General features: G+C 54.8%; 13 protein-coding genes. 6 read left to right on the top strand and 7 right to left on the bottom strand.

Annotated features, from left to right (window positions below):
- Nucleotides 1–50 precede the first annotated feature (50 nt).
- Nucleotides 51–776, top strand: coding sequence for an RlmE family RNA methyltransferase (locus FHS72_RS07795; RefSeq protein WP_183527791.1), 726 nt, complete (start codon nt 51–53; stop codon nt 774–776).
- On the opposite strand, the gene FHS72_RS07790 is transcribed toward FHS72_RS07795, so the two are convergent.
- The gene (locus FHS72_RS07790; RefSeq protein WP_183527789.1) at nt 773–1,531 is read right to left on the bottom strand and encodes a DeoR/GlpR family DNA-binding transcription regulator; all 759 of its coding nucleotides are present in this window, start codon (nt 1,529–1,531) and stop codon (nt 773–775) included. The genes FHS72_RS07795 and FHS72_RS07790 overlap by 4 nt on opposite strands.
- Before the next feature lie 150 nt (nt 1,532–1,681).
- Here FHS72_RS07790 and glpD point away from each other — a divergent pair, with 150 nt between their 5' ends.
- Both glpD and glpK read left to right on the top strand, forming a co-directional pair.
- Nucleotides 1,682–3,238, top strand: coding sequence for a glycerol-3-phosphate dehydrogenase (gene glpD / locus FHS72_RS07785; RefSeq protein ID WP_183527788.1), 1,557 nt, complete (start codon nt 1,682–1,684; stop codon nt 3,236–3,238).
- Nucleotides 3,239–3,286: 48 nt separating this feature from the next.
- Nucleotides 3,287–4,780, top strand: coding sequence for a glycerol kinase GlpK (gene glpK, locus FHS72_RS07780; protein ID WP_183527787.1), 1,494 nt, complete (start codon nt 3,287–3,289; stop codon nt 4,778–4,780).
- Nucleotides 4,781–4,803: 23 nt separating this feature from the next.
- On the opposite strand, the gene FHS72_RS07775 is transcribed toward glpK, so the two are convergent.
- Nucleotides 4,804–5,406, bottom strand: a complete 603-nt coding sequence (locus tag FHS72_RS07775) for a sulfotransferase family protein (RefSeq protein ID WP_183527786.1) — start codon at nt 5,404–5,406, stop codon at nt 4,804–4,806.
- 195 nt (nt 5,407–5,601) lie between these two features.
- Here FHS72_RS07775 and recA point away from each other — a divergent pair, with 195 nt between their 5' ends.
- The 3 genes from recA (at nt 5,602) to FHS72_RS07760 (ending at nt 9,748) form a co-directional block, all read left to right on the top strand.
- The gene (gene recA / locus FHS72_RS07770) at nt 5,602–6,678 is read left to right on the top strand and encodes a recombinase RecA (protein WP_183527785.1); all 1,077 of its coding nucleotides are present in this window, start codon (nt 5,602–5,604) and stop codon (nt 6,676–6,678) included.
- Between the two features lie 125 nt (nt 6,679–6,803).
- Nucleotides 6,804–9,458, top strand: a complete 2,655-nt coding sequence (gene alaS, locus FHS72_RS07765) for an alanine--tRNA ligase (RefSeq protein WP_183527784.1) — start codon at nt 6,804–6,806, stop codon at nt 9,456–9,458.
- On the top strand, nt 9,458–9,748 hold the full coding sequence (locus FHS72_RS07760) for a DUF1330 domain-containing protein (RefSeq protein ID WP_183527783.1): 291 nt from the start codon (nt 9,458–9,460) through the stop codon (nt 9,746–9,748). Before alaS ends, FHS72_RS07760 begins: the two co-directional genes overlap by 1 nt.
- Nucleotides 9,749–9,842: 94 nt before the next feature.
- On the opposite strand, the gene typA is transcribed toward FHS72_RS07760, so the two are convergent.
- The 5 genes from typA to FHS72_RS07735 form a co-directional block, all read right to left on the bottom strand.
- On the bottom strand, nt 9,843–11,663 hold the full coding sequence (gene typA, locus FHS72_RS07755) for a translational GTPase TypA (protein WP_183527781.1): 1,821 nt from the start codon (nt 11,661–11,663) through the stop codon (nt 9,843–9,845).
- Nucleotides 11,664–11,805: 142 nt separating this feature from the next.
- Entirely contained in the window at nt 11,806–12,141 is a 336-nt protein-coding gene (locus FHS72_RS07750) for a DMT family transporter (protein ID WP_183527778.1), read from the bottom strand.
- Nucleotides 12,142–12,196: 55 nt separating this feature from the next.
- On the bottom strand, nt 12,197–12,808 hold the full coding sequence (locus FHS72_RS07745; protein WP_183527776.1) for a YitT family protein: 612 nt from the start codon (nt 12,806–12,808) through the stop codon (nt 12,197–12,199).
- 110 nt (nt 12,809–12,918) lie between these two features.
- The gene (locus FHS72_RS07740) at nt 12,919–14,127 is read right to left on the bottom strand and encodes an NADP-dependent isocitrate dehydrogenase (RefSeq protein ID WP_183527774.1); all 1,209 of its coding nucleotides are present in this window, start codon (nt 14,125–14,127) and stop codon (nt 12,919–12,921) included.
- A gap of 106 nt (nt 14,128–14,233) precedes the next feature.
- Entirely contained in the window at nt 14,234–15,127 is an 894-nt protein-coding gene (locus FHS72_RS07735) for a HupA family protein (RefSeq protein WP_183527772.1), read from the bottom strand.
- Between the last annotated feature and the right edge of the window lie 34 nt (nt 15,128–15,161).

Here is a 15,161-nt window from a genome sequence, read left to right as displayed (position 1 = left end):
TTTCTAGAAAAATCGTGCCTGCCGGCGGCGAGTTGTTAAGGCGAAATGAAATGGCGAAGACACCGATCAAGAACTCTAGTGGCCGTGGCCAACGTGATTTGACCGTTAAGGTGAAATCTGCGCGTGGTCGCAGCCAAAGTTCGACGCGTTGGTTGCAGCGTCAGTTGAATGATCCTTATGTCGTGCGGGCCAAGAAAGACGGCTATCGCGGACGTGCGGCCTATAAGATTTTGGAATTGAACGAAAAGTTTCAGTTTCTCGTGCCGGGTGCGCGTATCGTTGATTTGGGCTGTGCGCCAGGTGGGTGGATGCAGGTCGCTGTGCCGCGGATTAATTCGCTGGGCGAGCGCAAAGCAAAGCCGATGGGCACGATCCTGGGTGTTGATCTGCAAGAGGTTGAACCGATTCCCGGCGCGGTGATCCATCAGCTCGATTTTCTGGATGAAGGCGCTGATAAACAAGTGATGGACTGGCTGGGTGGTCAGGCCGATGTTGTGATGTCCGATATGGCGGCGTCGTCTTCTGGGCATAAACAGACCGACCATTTGCGGATTATTGCGCTGTGTGAAGCGGCTGCGTATTTCTCGTTTGATGTCTTGGTTGAGGGCGGCACGTTTATCGCAAAGACGTTGGCGGGTGGTGCTGAGGGCGACTTGCAGAAGTTGCTCAAGAACCGCTTTACCAAAGTTGCGAATGTGAAACCGCCGTCGTCGCGCCAAGATAGTTCCGAAAAATTCGTGGTAGCGACAGGGTTCAAAGGCCCGATTGACGACTAAGCCAAGTGAACCTTAGTCTGCCAGTCGGCGAGCGCGTTCGCGAGCCGTTCTGATGGAATGCCATCGGTGATAAAGTCTTCCACATGCGCGAGCGATCCGATTTTAACGGGTGCTTTGCGGGTGAATTTCGCCTTATCCGCGATGACCATGGTTTTGCGGGCGGCGGTGATGATCGCCTGAGAAACGCGGATTTCTTCGGGATCGAAGTCGAGCAAATCACCGTCGAGATCAATCGCAGAGGCGCCGATCACGGCGATATCGACCTTGAAACGGCTGATCGCGATTGCGGCTAAATCACCAACAAGACCTCCGTCAGAAGGGCGCAGTACGCCGCCCGCGACCACGATTTCGCAGCCACGCACATCGGCTAAGGTCATGGCAACGTTGAGATTATTGGTCACGACTTTGAGGTTGCGGTGATTGCGCAAGGCGCGGGCTAACGCTTCGGTTGTGGTGCCGATGTTGAGGAAAAGCGAGGCGTTGTCGGGGATCAGCAGCGCTGCTTTTGCCGCGATCCGCGCCTTGGCATCGCGGTTCAGCGCACGGCGATCATCGTAGCCGATATTGCGAGTGCCGGAGGGCAAAACCGCGCCGCCATGCACCCGTTCCAGCAGACCTGCGTCGGATAGTTGCCGCAGATCGCGCCGGATTGTTTGCACCGCGACGCCCATATGCGTGGCGAGCGACGTGGCGCTGACCTTGCCTTTGTCACGGGCGCGGGCGAGGATTTCGGTATGGCGGGCTTCGGTTTGCATGGGTTCGGTTTAGTTCATAAGCGAACCTTGGTCACGTGAAATATTTGATCTAACGTGGTTCGCTTTGGTTTAACCGAACATAATTGCACCATGCGCATTGTGCGGTTTTCATGCGATGCTATGACACGCGAAACAAGTGAGGCCAGACATATGCAGACTGATTTTGATATTTTTGTCATCGGCGGCGGGATCAACGGCGTGGGCGTCGCGCGTGATGCGCAGGGGCGCGGTTTGCAGGTGGGTTTGGCCGAAATGAACGACCTTGGCGGGGCGACGTCCTCTGCGTCAACCAAGCTGTTTCATGGTGGTTTGCGGTATCTGGAATTCTTTGAATTTGGTCTTGTGAAAAAGGCGCTGGTGGAACGCGAAGTGCTGCTAAAAGCGATGCCGCATATTTCATGGCCGATGCGATTTGTTCTGCCTTATCATAAGGATATGCGGTTCGAGGGTGATACGCCCACGTCCAAACTGCTGACGCTTTTCATGCCGTGGATGAAGGGGCGCAGGCCCGCGTGGTTGATCCGTTTGGGGCTGTTTATGTACGACAATCTGGGCGGTCGCGAGATTTTGAAAGGCACGGAAACGCTTGATCTGACGACGGGGACAGAGGGTGCACCGCTTAACGAAAAATTCACCCGTGCGTATGAATATTCGGACTGCTGGATCGAGGATTCGCGGCTTGTGGTGCTGAATGCCCGCGACGCTGAACAGCGTGGCGCGAAGATCATGACGCGGACCAAAGTCGTGTCTGCGCAACGCCAAGATGATCATTGGGTGATCGAATTGGATCAGGGCGGCGCGGTGCATCAGGTCACGGCGCGTGCGATTGTAAACGCGGGCGGTCCGTGGGTCGAGGATGTGATCCGTGGGGTGGTTCATCTGAACGCGACTGCTGGTGTGCGGTTGGTCCGTGGATCGCATATCGTCACTAAGAAGTTGTTTGATCACGATAAATCGTATTTTTTCCAAGGCGAAGACGGGCGCATTATCTTTGCAATTCCCTATGAAACCGATTTTACTCTGATTGGCACAACGGACGCGGAACATACCGATTTGGCGGTAAAACCGGTCGCGACTGAGGCTGAACAGGACTATTTGGTGGCCTTTGCAAACCAGTATTTTAAAGCGCCGATCAGCCGCGCCGACGTGGTTTGGACCTATTCCGGCGTGCGTCCATTGTATGATGACGGCGCGAAATCCGCGACGGCAGCGACCCGCGACTATGTTTTGACGGTGAACGACGATGGTGCGCCGCTGCTGAATATTTTTGGCGGGAAGATCACCACGTACCGGAAATTAGCCGAGCAAGTGATGGGGAAATTAACGCCGTTTTTAGGCGGCGATCCCGATTGGACCGCTGGTGTGCCGCTACCCGGTGGGGATTTTGCGGTGAAAGATCGCGATGCACTTGTTGCTGGGCTGATCGCGGATTATCCATTCCTGTCAGTTCGTTGGGCGCTACGGCTTATCCGCGCCTATGGTACGGATGCGGCTAAAATGCTGGACGGTGCGGCAACGGCTGCTGATTTGGGGCAGGATTTTGGCGCGACGATCACCGCCCAAGAGGTTAACTGGTTAATGCGCTATGAATACGCCCGCACCGCAGAAGATATCGTGTGGCGGCGCAGCAAGTTGGGCTTGCGCTTAGACGCCGCAGAAATCGCCGCAATCGACACCTATATGCAAGGCGCTGCAGGTACGGCTTGAGCCTGCGGCCACGGCGGTTAAAATCACGACACATTTTGGGGGGACTCCATGACCTATATTCTGGCGATTGATCAGGGCACGACGTCAAGCCGCGCTATCGTTTTTGACAAAGATATGGGCATTGTCGCCTCGGATCAGATTGAATTCACACAACATTTCCCGCAGTCGGGATGGGTGGAACACGTCGTGGCCGACTTGTGGGACACGACCGTTTCAACCACCAAAGGTGCGTTGAAAAAGGCGGGGATTACGGCTGCGGATGTGTCGGGAATTGGGATCACGAACCAACGCGAAACCGTTGTTGTTTGGGACAAATCGACGGGCGAACCTGTGCATAATGCCATCGTTTGGCAGGACCGACGGACGGCGGATGTTTGTCAGGCGCTGAAAGCTGACGGCTTTGAGGATGAAGTGACGGAAAAGACCGGATTGCTGCTAGATCCTTACTTTTCCTCGACGAAACTGGCTTGGATTTTGGACAATGTTGACGGGGTTCGGGCGCGGGCCGAAGCGGGTGAATTGCTGTTTGGCACCGTCGATTGCTACCTGATTTGGAAACTGACCAAGGGCGCACGGCATGTGACCGATGCCACCAATGCCGCCCGCACGATGTTGTATAATATTCGCGAAGGCATGTGGGACGATAGTATCTGTGCGCGGCTGAATATCCCGATGAAGATGCTGCCAGAAGTGCTTGATTGTGCTGCAGATTTCGGGATCGTAGCCGAGGAGCTGTTTGGCGCAGAGATGCCGATTTTAGGCGTTGCTGGTGACCAGCAGGCAGCGACGATCGGGCAGGCGTGTTTCCAACCAGGTATGTTGAAATCGACCTACGGCACGGGGTGTTTTGCGCTGTTAAATACGGGCGATACGCTTGTGCGCAGTCAGAAGCGGATGCTTGGGACGATTGCGTATCAGTTGGACGGGAAAGCCACTTATGCGCTTGAAGGATCGATCTTTATTGCAGGTGCTGTTGTGCAGTGGTTGCGTGACGGTTTGGGTATTATCGAGCACGCGAGCGAGACCCAAGCATTGGCCGAACAGGCTGATATTGAACAGGAATTGTACCTTGTGCCTGCATTTACCGGACTAGGTGCGCCGCATTGGGATGCCCATGCGCGGGGGGCGATTTATGGCCTGACGCGCGGGTCCGGTCCTGCGGAATTTGCCAAGGCTGCGTTAGAGAGCGTGGGGTATCAGACCCGCGATTTGCTGGACGCAATGAAAAGTGACTGGCCGGACGCCAAAGATGCCGGTGTTTTGCGTGTGGACGGCGGAATGAGCGCCTCTGATTGGTCGATGCAGTTCCTTTCCGACATTATTGGTGCGCCAGTCGATCGGCCGCAGGTTTTGGAAACCACGGCACTGGGGGTGGCGTGGTTGGCGGGAATGCGAGCCGGAGTTTACCCCGATCAGGCAGGGTTCGCGGCGAATTGGGCGTTGGACCAGCGATTTGATCCTGAAATGGACGAGCCGACACGCGAACGGCGGTACGCGGGCTGGCAGGATGCGATTGAACGTACCTTGTCACGGCAGGATTAAAGAACGCTTAACGTTCCAAAATTTTATGTCTGCCCTTGTTCCCAAACGGAAAATTCTTCTGCGCAACGCTCGCGCAGACGGGTTTCGACGTCCTTGGACAAGGTTAATGCCATCTGTGGCGAAACGTTTTTGCGGTCGAGGGTGATCTCGTCTAAGTTGAGCCGATCTTGCAAAAATGCGACGGCTTTTGGCATTGCTTCGTAGCGGAAAAGATGATCGACGCCGATGGATTTATCGCCTAATGTCAAGAACTTGGCCTGCGATCCTACCTTGGCGAAAGGCGCGCTTTGGCCTTTGCTGTATTCTAGAACGAAATCGTCGAAACTGATCCCGAGGGTTGAGTTCTGGTGGCCGATTAACGCATCGCGCATGCGGTAGCGATACCAACTGCCGAGCCAGTCAATCGGGTCGCGCACAATGGCGAAAGTTTCCATGTCCGGTTGGCCGCCGCCCTGTGCGAATAATGGCTGCAAGAATCGTCTGTAACGGTAAACGGGCGAGTGTTTTAGCTGCGGCGGATCGCGTAAAACCATGGACGCACGCGGCGCAAGTGCACCTTCAATTGCCGTGGTGCCGGTCTTTGGAACAGCGAGGAAGACTAATTTTTCGGCCCAGAAAACAAGCATTTGGCGTCCGTTATTGAACTAATTTCACAATATTCTACGGTATAAATCCTAAATTAACCACTCATACGATTTAATATGTATTGAAGATTTTAGTTGATATGTTCTTGTTTTGGTCCCATATGATGAGGGGAACATAAAGAGAACAAAGCAGAGATTGTAGCCCGACAGGGCCTGTGAAATAAGGGCGTAATTGACATGGCAACGGCAGAACTTTTTAACATGACAGACAAAAAAACAGCGGACAAACAAAAGGCGCTTGATAGTGCTTTGGCCCAAATCGAGCGGCAGTTTGGTAAGGGATCGATCATGACCCTTGGCGGTAAAGGCCAAATGGCTGATATCGAGGCGACATCGACGGGTTCGCTGGGTCTGGATATTGCGCTAGGTATTGGTGGTCTGCCGAAAGGCCGGATCATTGAGATTTATGGCCCAGAATCGTCCGGTAAAACGACGCTGACGCTGCATACCCTTGCGGAAGAGCAGAAAAAGGGCGGCGTTTGTGCCTTTGTTGACGCGGAACACGCGCTGGACCCGACCTATGCGAAAAAGCTTGGTGTTAACCTTGATGAATTGCTAATTTCGCAGCCGGATACTGGTGAGCAGGCGCTTGAGATTGTCGATACGCTGGTGCGTTCCGGTGCGGTCAGCTTGATCGTGGTCGATTCGGTCGCGGCTTTGACACCGAAATCCGAGCTTGAAGGCGACATGGGTGACAGTTCTGTTGGTGTGCATGCGCGGTTAATGTCGCAAGCGATGCGGAAACTGACAGGGTCGATTAACCGGTCCGGTTGTATGGTGATTTTCATTAACCAAATCCGTATGAAAATCGGCGTGATGTTCGGCTCTCCTGAGACAACAACGGGCGGTAACGCCTTGAAATTCTACTCTTCTGTCCGTTTGGACATCCGCCGCATCGGCGCGATCAAAGACCGTGACGAAGTCGTGGGTAACGCCACCCGCGTGAAGGTTGTGAAGAACAAAGTCGCACCGCCATTCAAGCAGGTCGAGTTTGATATCATGTACGGCGAAGGCATTTCCAAGAACGGCGAACTGCTTGATCTGGGTGTGAAAGCTGGCGTTGTTGAAAAAGCTGGCGCTTGGTTCTCTTATGGGGACGAACGCATGGGGCAGGGTCGCGAGAATTCCAAGACGTTCTTGCGTGAAAACCCACATCTCGCGGCTGAGATCGAAGACAAAATTCGTGCCGCGCATGGTTTGGATTTTGACGGTGACGATAGCCCGTCCGCTGACGATGATCTGGTCGAAGGTTAAGACCACTTAATTGATTTATCACAAGGGCGTCCCAATTGGGGCGCCCTTTTGCGTTGTGCTGTGGACAGTTTGCAGGGTGGCGGTTATTTCACGAGATAACCTTTATTTCCTTGCGAAAGACGCCCATGACCAGCTTGTCCGATATCCGCTCCACCTTCTTGGATTTTTACGCACGCAATGGGCACGAAAAAGTTGCCTCTAGCCCGCTTGTGCCGCGCAATGATCCGACCTTGATGTTCACAAATTCGGGCATGGTTCAGTTCAAAAATCGATTTACCGGTGTTGAACAGGGGCCGTATCAGCGGGCAACGACCAGCCAGAAATGTGTCCGCGCGGGTGGTAAACACAACGATCTGGATAATGTGGGTTACACCGCGCGGCACCATACGTTTTTCGAGATGTTAGGGAATTTCAGCTTTGGCGATTACTTCAAAAACGAAGCGATTCCATACGCTTGGGACCTGTTGACCAAAGACTTTGGCATCAACAAAGACAAGCTGCTGGTGACGGTTTATCACACTGATGACGAAGCGGCCGAGATTTGGAAAAAGGTCGGCGGCCTGACTGATGACAAGATCATTCGCATTCCGACGGACGACAACTTTTGGCGGATGGGTCCGACGGGGCCTTGTGGGCCGTGTACAGAGATTTTCTACGACCACGGAGATAAGATTTGGGGTGGCCCTCCGGGTTCGCCTGATGAAGATGGCGACCGTTTTATTGAGATTTGGAACGTCGTGTTCATGCAGAATGAACAGCACGCTGATGGGTCGATGACGCCGCTGGATATGCAGTCGATTGACACGGGCATGGGTCTGGAACGGATCGGCGCGTTGCTGCAAGGCAAACACGATAACTACGACACCGACCTGATGCGCGCGCTGATTGAGGCGTCCGCGCATGCCACGAATGTTGATCCGGACGGTGACGGCAACACGCATCACCGCGTGATTGCTGACCACCTGCGGTCCACGTCGTTCCTGATTGCCGAGGGTGTTTTGCCATCGAATGAAGGCCGCGGTTATGTGCTGCGCCGGATCATGCGCCGCGCGATGCGTCATGCGCATTTGTTGGGTGCGAAAGATCCGGTCATGCATAAATTGGTGCCTGAATTGATCACGCAGATGGGTGCCGCGTACCCCGAATTGGGCCAAGGCCAGCGCCTGATCGAAGAGACATTGTTGAACGAAGAAATCCGTTTCAAAACCACGCTTGATCGCGGTTTGAAGTTGCTCGACGACGAAGTGTCCGGTTTGGCCGAGGGCGGCGAATTGCCGGGTGCCGCGGCGTTCAAACTCTATGATACATTCGGTTTCCCGCTTGATTTGACGCAAGACGCGTTGCGCGAAAAGGGTCTGGGCGTGGACACCGACGGCTTTGACGCCGCGATGGCCGAACAAAAGGCCAAGGCGCGCGCCGCATGGTCCGGCACAGGCGCCGAGGCCGACGCGAGCGTTTGGTTCGACGTCGCAGACCAGCACGGCACAACTGATTTCTTGGGCTACGATACGCTGTCCGCAGAAGGCCAGATCGTCGCGTTGATCGTGGACGGCGCGTCCGCGAAAACGGCCAAAGGTGAGGTGCAAGTCGCCTTAAACCAGACACCGTTCTACGCGGAATCGGGCGGTCAGGTCGGCGATGCGGGCATCATTAAAACCGAGTCCGGCGCCGTGGAAATCACCGACACGAAAAAGGTGGCGGGTGTGTTCATCCACATCGGCAAGGTCGTGTCTGGCGAGATCAAAACCGGGCAGGGCGCGAGCCTTGTGGTTGACGCGGACCGCCGCACGGCGATCCAAGCGAACCACTCTGCGACGCATTTGCTGAACGAGGCGCTGCGCAATGTCTTGGGCGATCATATCGCGCAAAAGGGATCGTTGAACGCGCCGGATCGGTTGCGGTTCGACTTTAGCCATAACGCGGCCGTGAGCCTTGATGATCTGGCAAAGGTTGAACGTGAAGTGAACGCGCTGATCCGTCAGAATACTGCGGTTGAGACGCGGATCATGACGCCAGACGATGCACGTGGCCTTGGGGCGCAAGCGTTGTTTGGCGAAAAATACGGCGACGAAGTGCGCGTGGTCTCGATGGGTCAACTGGCCGGATCGGGCAAAGGCGCTGATGGCATGACCTATAGTCTTGAGCTGTGCGGCGGGACACATGTGGACCGTCTGGGAGAAATCGGCGCGTTTGTGACGCTGGGCGATTCTGCGTCCAGTGCTGGTGTGCGCCGGATCGAAGCGTTAACGGGCCAAGCTGCGTTGGATTATTTGCGCGAGCAGGATCACCGCTTGGCGGCTGTGGCGAATGTGCTTAAGGCACCTGCGGCGGATGTCGCGGACCGTGTGAAAGCATTGATGGACGAACGCAAAGCATTGGCCAATGAGGTCGCCCAATTGCGCCGCGATGTGGCGATGGGCGGCGGCGGTGACGCGGCTCCGGTAGATGCAAAAGTCAACGGCATGGGCTTTGTCGGCCAAGTGATGCAGGGCGTGTCGGGCAAGGATTTGCCAGCGCTTGTGGACCAGTTCAAAGACCGGATCGGTAGCGGCGTTGTCCTGTTGATCGCGGATGCGGGCGGCAAAGCAGCCGTTGCGGCGGGCGTCACAAAAGACCTTACCGACAAGGTGTCGGCGGTGGATGTGCTGCGTGCTGCTGTGCCGCTTTTGGGCGGTAAAGGCGGCGGCGGTCGTGCCGATATGGCGCAGGGCGGTGGCGCATCGGCAGAAAATGCAGATGCGGCAATTGCAGCTGCGAAAACTTACTTGGAGGGCTTATAATGCCAACAGCACTTTGGATTGCGCATGTCACGGTAACGGACGAAACCGCTTACGGTGAATACGCCAAACGCGCGACGGTTGCGATTGCGGATCATCAAGGCGTGTTTTTGGCGCGTGGCGGTAAGTACGAAACGTTAGAGGGGCCTGATCGGCCTCGCAATGTCGTCGCACGTTTCCCAAGCCTGCAAGCTGCACACGATTGCTATTATTCGGACGCCTATCAAGAGGCGCTTGGCTTTGCCAAAGGTGCTAGCCAGCGCGAATTGAGCATCGTCGAAGAAGCCGAGTAGGCCCAAAATTTCGCGATATTTTGTACGATTTTTCCAGAAAAATCGCGCCCAGTAGAAACGAAAAAGCCGCGCAATTTGCGCGGCTTTTATTGTTTTATCCGCCGGTGCGGGACTGGCGTTTCCGCTCGTGCGGATCAAGGTGGCGTTTGCGCAACCGGATCGCGTTTGGCGTGACTTCAACCAATTCGTCGTCATCGATGTAGGCAATCGCTTGCTCTAGCGTCATGACAACTGGTGTTGTCAAACGCACCGCTTCGTCCGTACCGGATGCCCGCACGTTGGTCAGCTGTTTGCCTTTCAACGGGTTCACTTCAAGGTCGTTCTCGCGGCTGTGTTCGCCGATGATCATACCTTGGTAAACCGCTTCTTGTGCGCCGATGAAGAATTTGCCGCGATCTTCGAGTTTCCACAGAGCGAACGCAACAGATGTCCCGTTTTCCATAGAGATCAGAACGCCTTGACGACGGCCCTGGATTTTACCTTTGTAAGGTTCCCAGCCGTGGAACAAGCGGTTCAGGATGCCCGAGCCGCGTGTGTCTGTCAGGAATTCGCCGTGGTAGCCGATCAAGCCACGGGATGGCACATGTGCCACGATCCGTGTTTTGCCAACACCAGCTGGTTTCATCTCGACCAAGTTGCCTTTGCGCGGGCCAGTCAGCTTTTCAACAACAACGCCAGTGTACTCGTCGTCAACGTCGATTGTCGCTTCTTCAATCGGCTCGTGACGCACACCGTCGATGTCTTTGAAAATAACCTGTGGACGCGAGATTGACAGCTCAAAGCCTTCGCGGCGCATGTTTTCGATCAAAACACCCATTTGCAATTCGCCACGGCCGGATACTTCAAAGGCGTCGCCTTTTTCGGTGTCGGCGATCTTAATCGCGACGTTCACTTCGCATTCTTTTGCAAGACGGTTGCGGATCACACGCGATTGCACGTGCTTGCCGTCACGGCCAGCCAGTGGGCTGTCGTTGATGCCGAATGTGACTGTGATGGTTGGCGGATCAATCGGCTGTGCCGGGATCGCTACGTCGATGCTAGGATCGCAGAGCGTGTCGGCAACGGTTGCTTTGGTCATACCGGCAACGGTCACAATGTCGCCAGCTTCGGCGACGTCGATTGCTTGCTGCATCAAGCCACGGAACGCGAGGATTTTGGACGCGCGGAACTGCTCGATTTTTGTGCCGTCGCGCGACAATGCTTTGACTGTGTCGCCAGCACGCAGGGTGCCTGCTTCAACGCGGCCTGTCAGAATACGACCGATGAACGGGTCGGCGGACAACGTCGTTGCCAGCATTTGGAACGGCTCGTCGCGGCGTGAAATCTGTGCCGGCAGTGGGACGTGTGCAAGGATTTGGTCGAACAGCGCGTCAAGGTTTTCGCGTGGCCCGTCGAGTTCTTGGTCACACCAGCCAGCACGGCCAGAAGCGAACATCGTTGGGAAATCAAGCTGGTTGTCGTCGGCGTCGAGGTTTGCGAACAGATCGAAGCAATCATCAACCGCTTTGTCCGGGTCGCCGTCCGCTTTATCGACTTTGTTCACAACAACGATTGGGCGCAGGCCAAGTGCCAGCGCTTTTTGCGTCACAAATTTTGTCTGTGGCATTGGGCCTTCTGCGGAATCGACCAGCAGAACAACACCGTCAACCATGGACAGAATACGTTCAACTTCGCCACCAAAGTCGGCGTGGCCCGGCGTATCAACGATGTTGATGCGTGTGCCTTTCCATTCAACGGACGTACATTTAGCAAGAATAGTGATACCGCGTTCGCGCTCGATATCGTTGCTGTCCATTGCGCGTTCAACGGTGGCTTCGTTATCGCGGTAGACGCCGGACTGCTTGAGCAGTTCGTCGACAAGGGTCGTCTTGCCGTGGTCAACGTGCGCGATGATCGCGATATTGCGGATATCCATAACTTTAAGTCTTTCATCGGAAGGTCAGTGCGTTCGGCACAGAATTGACGCGCGGATACAGGGCATCCGTGCGAAAGGGAACCCCTTTAAAATGCAGCTGTGCTTTGCGTGTGCTTGTAATGCAGGGTTGTGGGGGCGAAAATCAGTGTGTGCCGCTGGTCGAGAACAGGTTTATGATCAAAATTCCGGCAAGGATCATGCCGATGCCTATCACGGCGGGCAGGTCGAGTTTTTGGTTAAAGACGATATAGCCGATGGCCGCGATCAGCACGATGCCAAGGCCTGACCAGATCGCATACATAATACCCACGGGCATGGTCTTGAGCGCGAGCGACAGAAGGTAGAACGCCAGTGCGTAGCTTAGCGCACAGATCACCGACGGCCAGAACCGCGTGAACTGCTGGCTGGCTTGCAGGGCTGTCGTGCCGATGGTTTCGGCGAGAACGGCTACAAAAAGGGCGACGAGATGTGACGGCATGGCAAACGCCTAGCAAAGTGTATCAGGTGCAGCAATCACAAACGGCGTGGGGTGGCTACCGGCCTGTGTATCGGTCGGCACGGTGGTTCACGGCGATAATCAGGTTTGTGACCACGGCCCCCAGCAGCGACCAGACAATCGGCGCGCCGCCAATCACAAAGAACGCCGTGACCATCAAGGTGATATCAAAGCCCAGTTGCGTCCAGCCCGCCCGAAATCCGGTTTTGTCTTGTAGATAGAGTGCAACAACCCCGATCCCGCCCAGCGATCCGCCATGCCGGAATAGAACCATCAAGCCGATCCCGATAAACGCGCCCGCAAAGGCGGCACCTGCGATAGGATTAAGTGTGTCGAAACTAATCAGATCAGGCAGCAGCAGCGTCATGACCGACAATAGCCCCACAGCGACAAAGCTTTTCAGCGTGAACCGCCAGCCCATGCGTAGCAGTGCCAGCGCGTAAAACGGAATGTTCACCACAAAGAACACAGCGCCAAACGACCAACCCGTCATGTAGGAAATCAAAACAGCCAATCCCGCGGTCTGTCCGGTAATGAGCCCCAGATGCGTCAGCATAATCAGGCCAAAGCCACACATGCTGGTGGATAGCACAAAGGCCATAGCATCTTCGGTCAGGGTGTGGCGGACGGAGGGATCAGGGTGTGTCATACGCGGGCCATACTGCGCAAAACGAAGCGGGGCAAGTCGTGGCTGTACAACGCAAAATGGCCGCATCGTTGCGTGATGCGGCCATGATTTAGTTTGCGCGAGATGCGCGCTTACATCGCGGCGTTCAGGTTCGCGTCGATTTTCTCAAGGAAGCCTTCTGTGGTCAGCCACGCCTGATCTGGTCCAACCAGCAACGCGAGGTCTTTGGTCATGGAGCCGGATTCAACCGTATCCACGATGACTTTTTCCAGCGTTTCAGCGAATTTCATCAGTTGCGCATTGTCGTCCAACTTTGCGCGGTGCTTTAGCCCACCTGTCCATGCAAAGATCGACGCGATCGAATTGGTCGATGTCGCTTTGCCTTCTTGGTGCTGGCGGTAGTGGCGGGTGACGGTGCCGTGGGCGGCTTCTGCTTCGATGATCTTGCCGTCCGGCGTCATCAGCGCGGATGTCATCAGGCCAAGCGACCCGAACCCTTGGGCGACAGTATCAGACTGCACATCGCCGTCGTAGTTTTTACAAGCCCAAACGAATTTGCCGGACCATTTCATCGCAGAGGCGACCATATCGTCGATCAAGCGGTGCTCGTAATAGATGCCCGCGTCCTCGAATTTCTGGGCGAATTCTGCGTCAAAGATTTCTTGGAACAAGTCTTTGAAGCGGCCGTCATATGCCTTGAGGATGGTGTTTTTGGTGGACAGATACACAGGCCAGCCAAGGTTCAAACCATAGTTCAACGACGCACGGGCAAAGTCGCGGATAGAGTCGTCGAGGTTATACATGCCCATCGCCACACCAGCAGAGGGGGCGTCGAACACTTCTTTCTCAATCACCGTGCCGTCTTCACCGACGAATTTCATCGTCAGTTTACCGGGGCCGGGCATCAGGAAATCGGTCGCTTTGTACTGGTCGCCAAAAGCGTGACGGCCAATGACAATCGGGTCCGTCCAACCGGGCACAAGGCGCGGCACGTTCTTACAGATAATCGGGGCGCGGAACACAACACCGCCCAAGATGTTGCGGATCGTGCCATTCGGGCTGCGCCACATCTGTTTGAGACCGAATTCTTCGACACGGGCCTCATCGGGCGTGATGGTCGCACATTTGACGCCTACACCGTATTTCTTGATCGCTTCAGCGGCATCAATCGTGATCTGGTCGTTGGTCTCGTCGCGGACTTCCATGCTCAGATCGTAATATTTCAGGTCAATATCAAGGTAAGGTAAAATCAACTTTTGCTTGATAAAGTCCCAGATAATGCGCGTCATCTCATCCCCGTCGAGTTCAACAACGGGGTTCTCTACCTTAATCTTGGACATGGGTCTCTCCGGTTCCGTGACTTTATCCCCGAGGCTTAGCGCAATTTAAGCCACGGGGAAAGAGTGTATGCTACGGTATGCGGATGTATGCCGTGATGGCGTGGGGCTATTCGGATACGGAGAAGATGCCATATTCAATTTCAGTAATTGGCGTGCCGTCTTGCAGATAGTTTTCCTTTACGGTCGAGATCTCAATTGCGCCGATTGCTCCGTTTGCGTCGGCTCCGGTGAGTAGACCGGAGAACGAGCCTTCGGATACAGCATCAGCATAGAAATTGATTGCTAATGTTCCACCGGACGTTCGACCAGAAAAGCCGCCGAAGTCGTCTATGTTTGCGGTTTTCAAAATAACATCATCATATCCCGCGCTTGCGCTGTTCCTCGACGCTAAGCGGCCCAAACGGTTTGTGATTGATCCACTCACAGTATTTTCTGCGAAATCAACAGACAATTCCGCGTCTCCCTCAACGCTATATTCGACCCTGTAAGGGTAAAGTTTCTCGTCAACATCGCCAACCTGCGAATAACCATAATAATCGCCTAACATCGTCGCAGACCCAGTGTTCGGCACCGTAGTATCGGTCAAACGTTCGAGAACAAGCGCCCCATCATCTGAGAGATTTGCAATCATTAGCGTAGCGATGGCGTTATCGGATTTTGCTTGTGCACCCCAGATACGATTTTGATCAATTGGAACAGTGTTCCCCATTTGATCAACCGCGTAGAAACGCACGGTATCTTCATCTGTGAAGTATTTAACGTCCCCATTCCCGCGCTCCGCATTCGTCGTAAGGTTCATCTCCTCGACACCGTTCAATACAAAAACCGTCTCGCCAGTCGCTTTGTCGATGGATAGGTCTAGCGTGCCGTTGAGTTGCTCGCTTGTGTTGATAGATACGGCCATCGGGCGGGGTGCTGGCACCAAGGGACTGCTGCTGCCACTGCCGCAGGCGGCCAGTAGCGGGAGGCTGAGAAGGAGAAAACGTGTCATGATGGTCATCTAAGTTTATATAATCGTTAAGGAAAATGAGTCA

This window comes from Yoonia ponticola, from assembly GCF_014199395.1.
Classification (GTDB): domain Bacteria; phylum Pseudomonadota; class Alphaproteobacteria; order Rhodobacterales; family Rhodobacteraceae; genus Yoonia; species Yoonia ponticola.
The sequence above is the reverse complement of the archived record's forward strand: the minus strand, read 5'-3'. Positions and strand labels throughout refer to the sequence as shown.

Excerpts from the sequence above, each read along its gene's own strand:
- FHS72_RS07795 (WP_183527791.1), top strand. The coding sequence starts at position 51 with ATGGCGAAGACACCGATCAAGAACTCTAGTGGCCGTGGCCAACGTGAT.
- FHS72_RS07790 (WP_183527789.1), bottom strand. The coding sequence starts at position 1,531 with ATGCAAACCGAAGCCCGCCATACCGAAATCCTCGCCCGCGCCCGTGAC.
- glpD (WP_183527788.1), top strand. The coding sequence starts at position 1,682 with ATGCAGACTGATTTTGATATTTTTGTCATCGGCGGCGGGATCAACGGC.
- glpK (WP_183527787.1), top strand. The coding sequence starts at position 3,287 with ATGACCTATATTCTGGCGATTGATCAGGGCACGACGTCAAGCCGCGCT.
- FHS72_RS07775 (WP_183527786.1), bottom strand. The coding sequence starts at position 5,406 with ATGCTTGTTTTCTGGGCCGAAAAATTAGTCTTCCTCGCTGTTCCAAAG.
- recA (WP_183527785.1), top strand. The coding sequence starts at position 5,602 with ATGGCAACGGCAGAACTTTTTAACATGACAGACAAAAAAACAGCGGAC.
- alaS (WP_183527784.1), top strand. The coding sequence starts at position 6,804 with ATGACCAGCTTGTCCGATATCCGCTCCACCTTCTTGGATTTTTACGCA.
- FHS72_RS07760 (WP_183527783.1), top strand. The coding sequence starts at position 9,458 with ATGCCAACAGCACTTTGGATTGCGCATGTCACGGTAACGGACGAAACC.
- typA (WP_183527781.1), bottom strand. The coding sequence starts at position 11,663 with ATGGATATCCGCAATATCGCGATCATCGCGCACGTTGACCACGGCAAG.
- FHS72_RS07750 (WP_183527778.1), bottom strand. The coding sequence starts at position 12,141 with ATGCCGTCACATCTCGTCGCCCTTTTTGTAGCCGTTCTCGCCGAAACC.
- FHS72_RS07745 (WP_183527776.1), bottom strand. The coding sequence starts at position 12,808 with ATGACACACCCTGATCCCTCCGTCCGCCACACCCTGACCGAAGATGCT.
- FHS72_RS07740 (WP_183527774.1), bottom strand. The coding sequence starts at position 14,127 with ATGTCCAAGATTAAGGTAGAGAACCCCGTTGTTGAACTCGACGGGGAT.
- FHS72_RS07735 (WP_183527772.1), bottom strand. The coding sequence starts at position 15,127 with ATGACCATCATGACACGTTTTCTCCTTCTCAGCCTCCCGCTACTGGCC.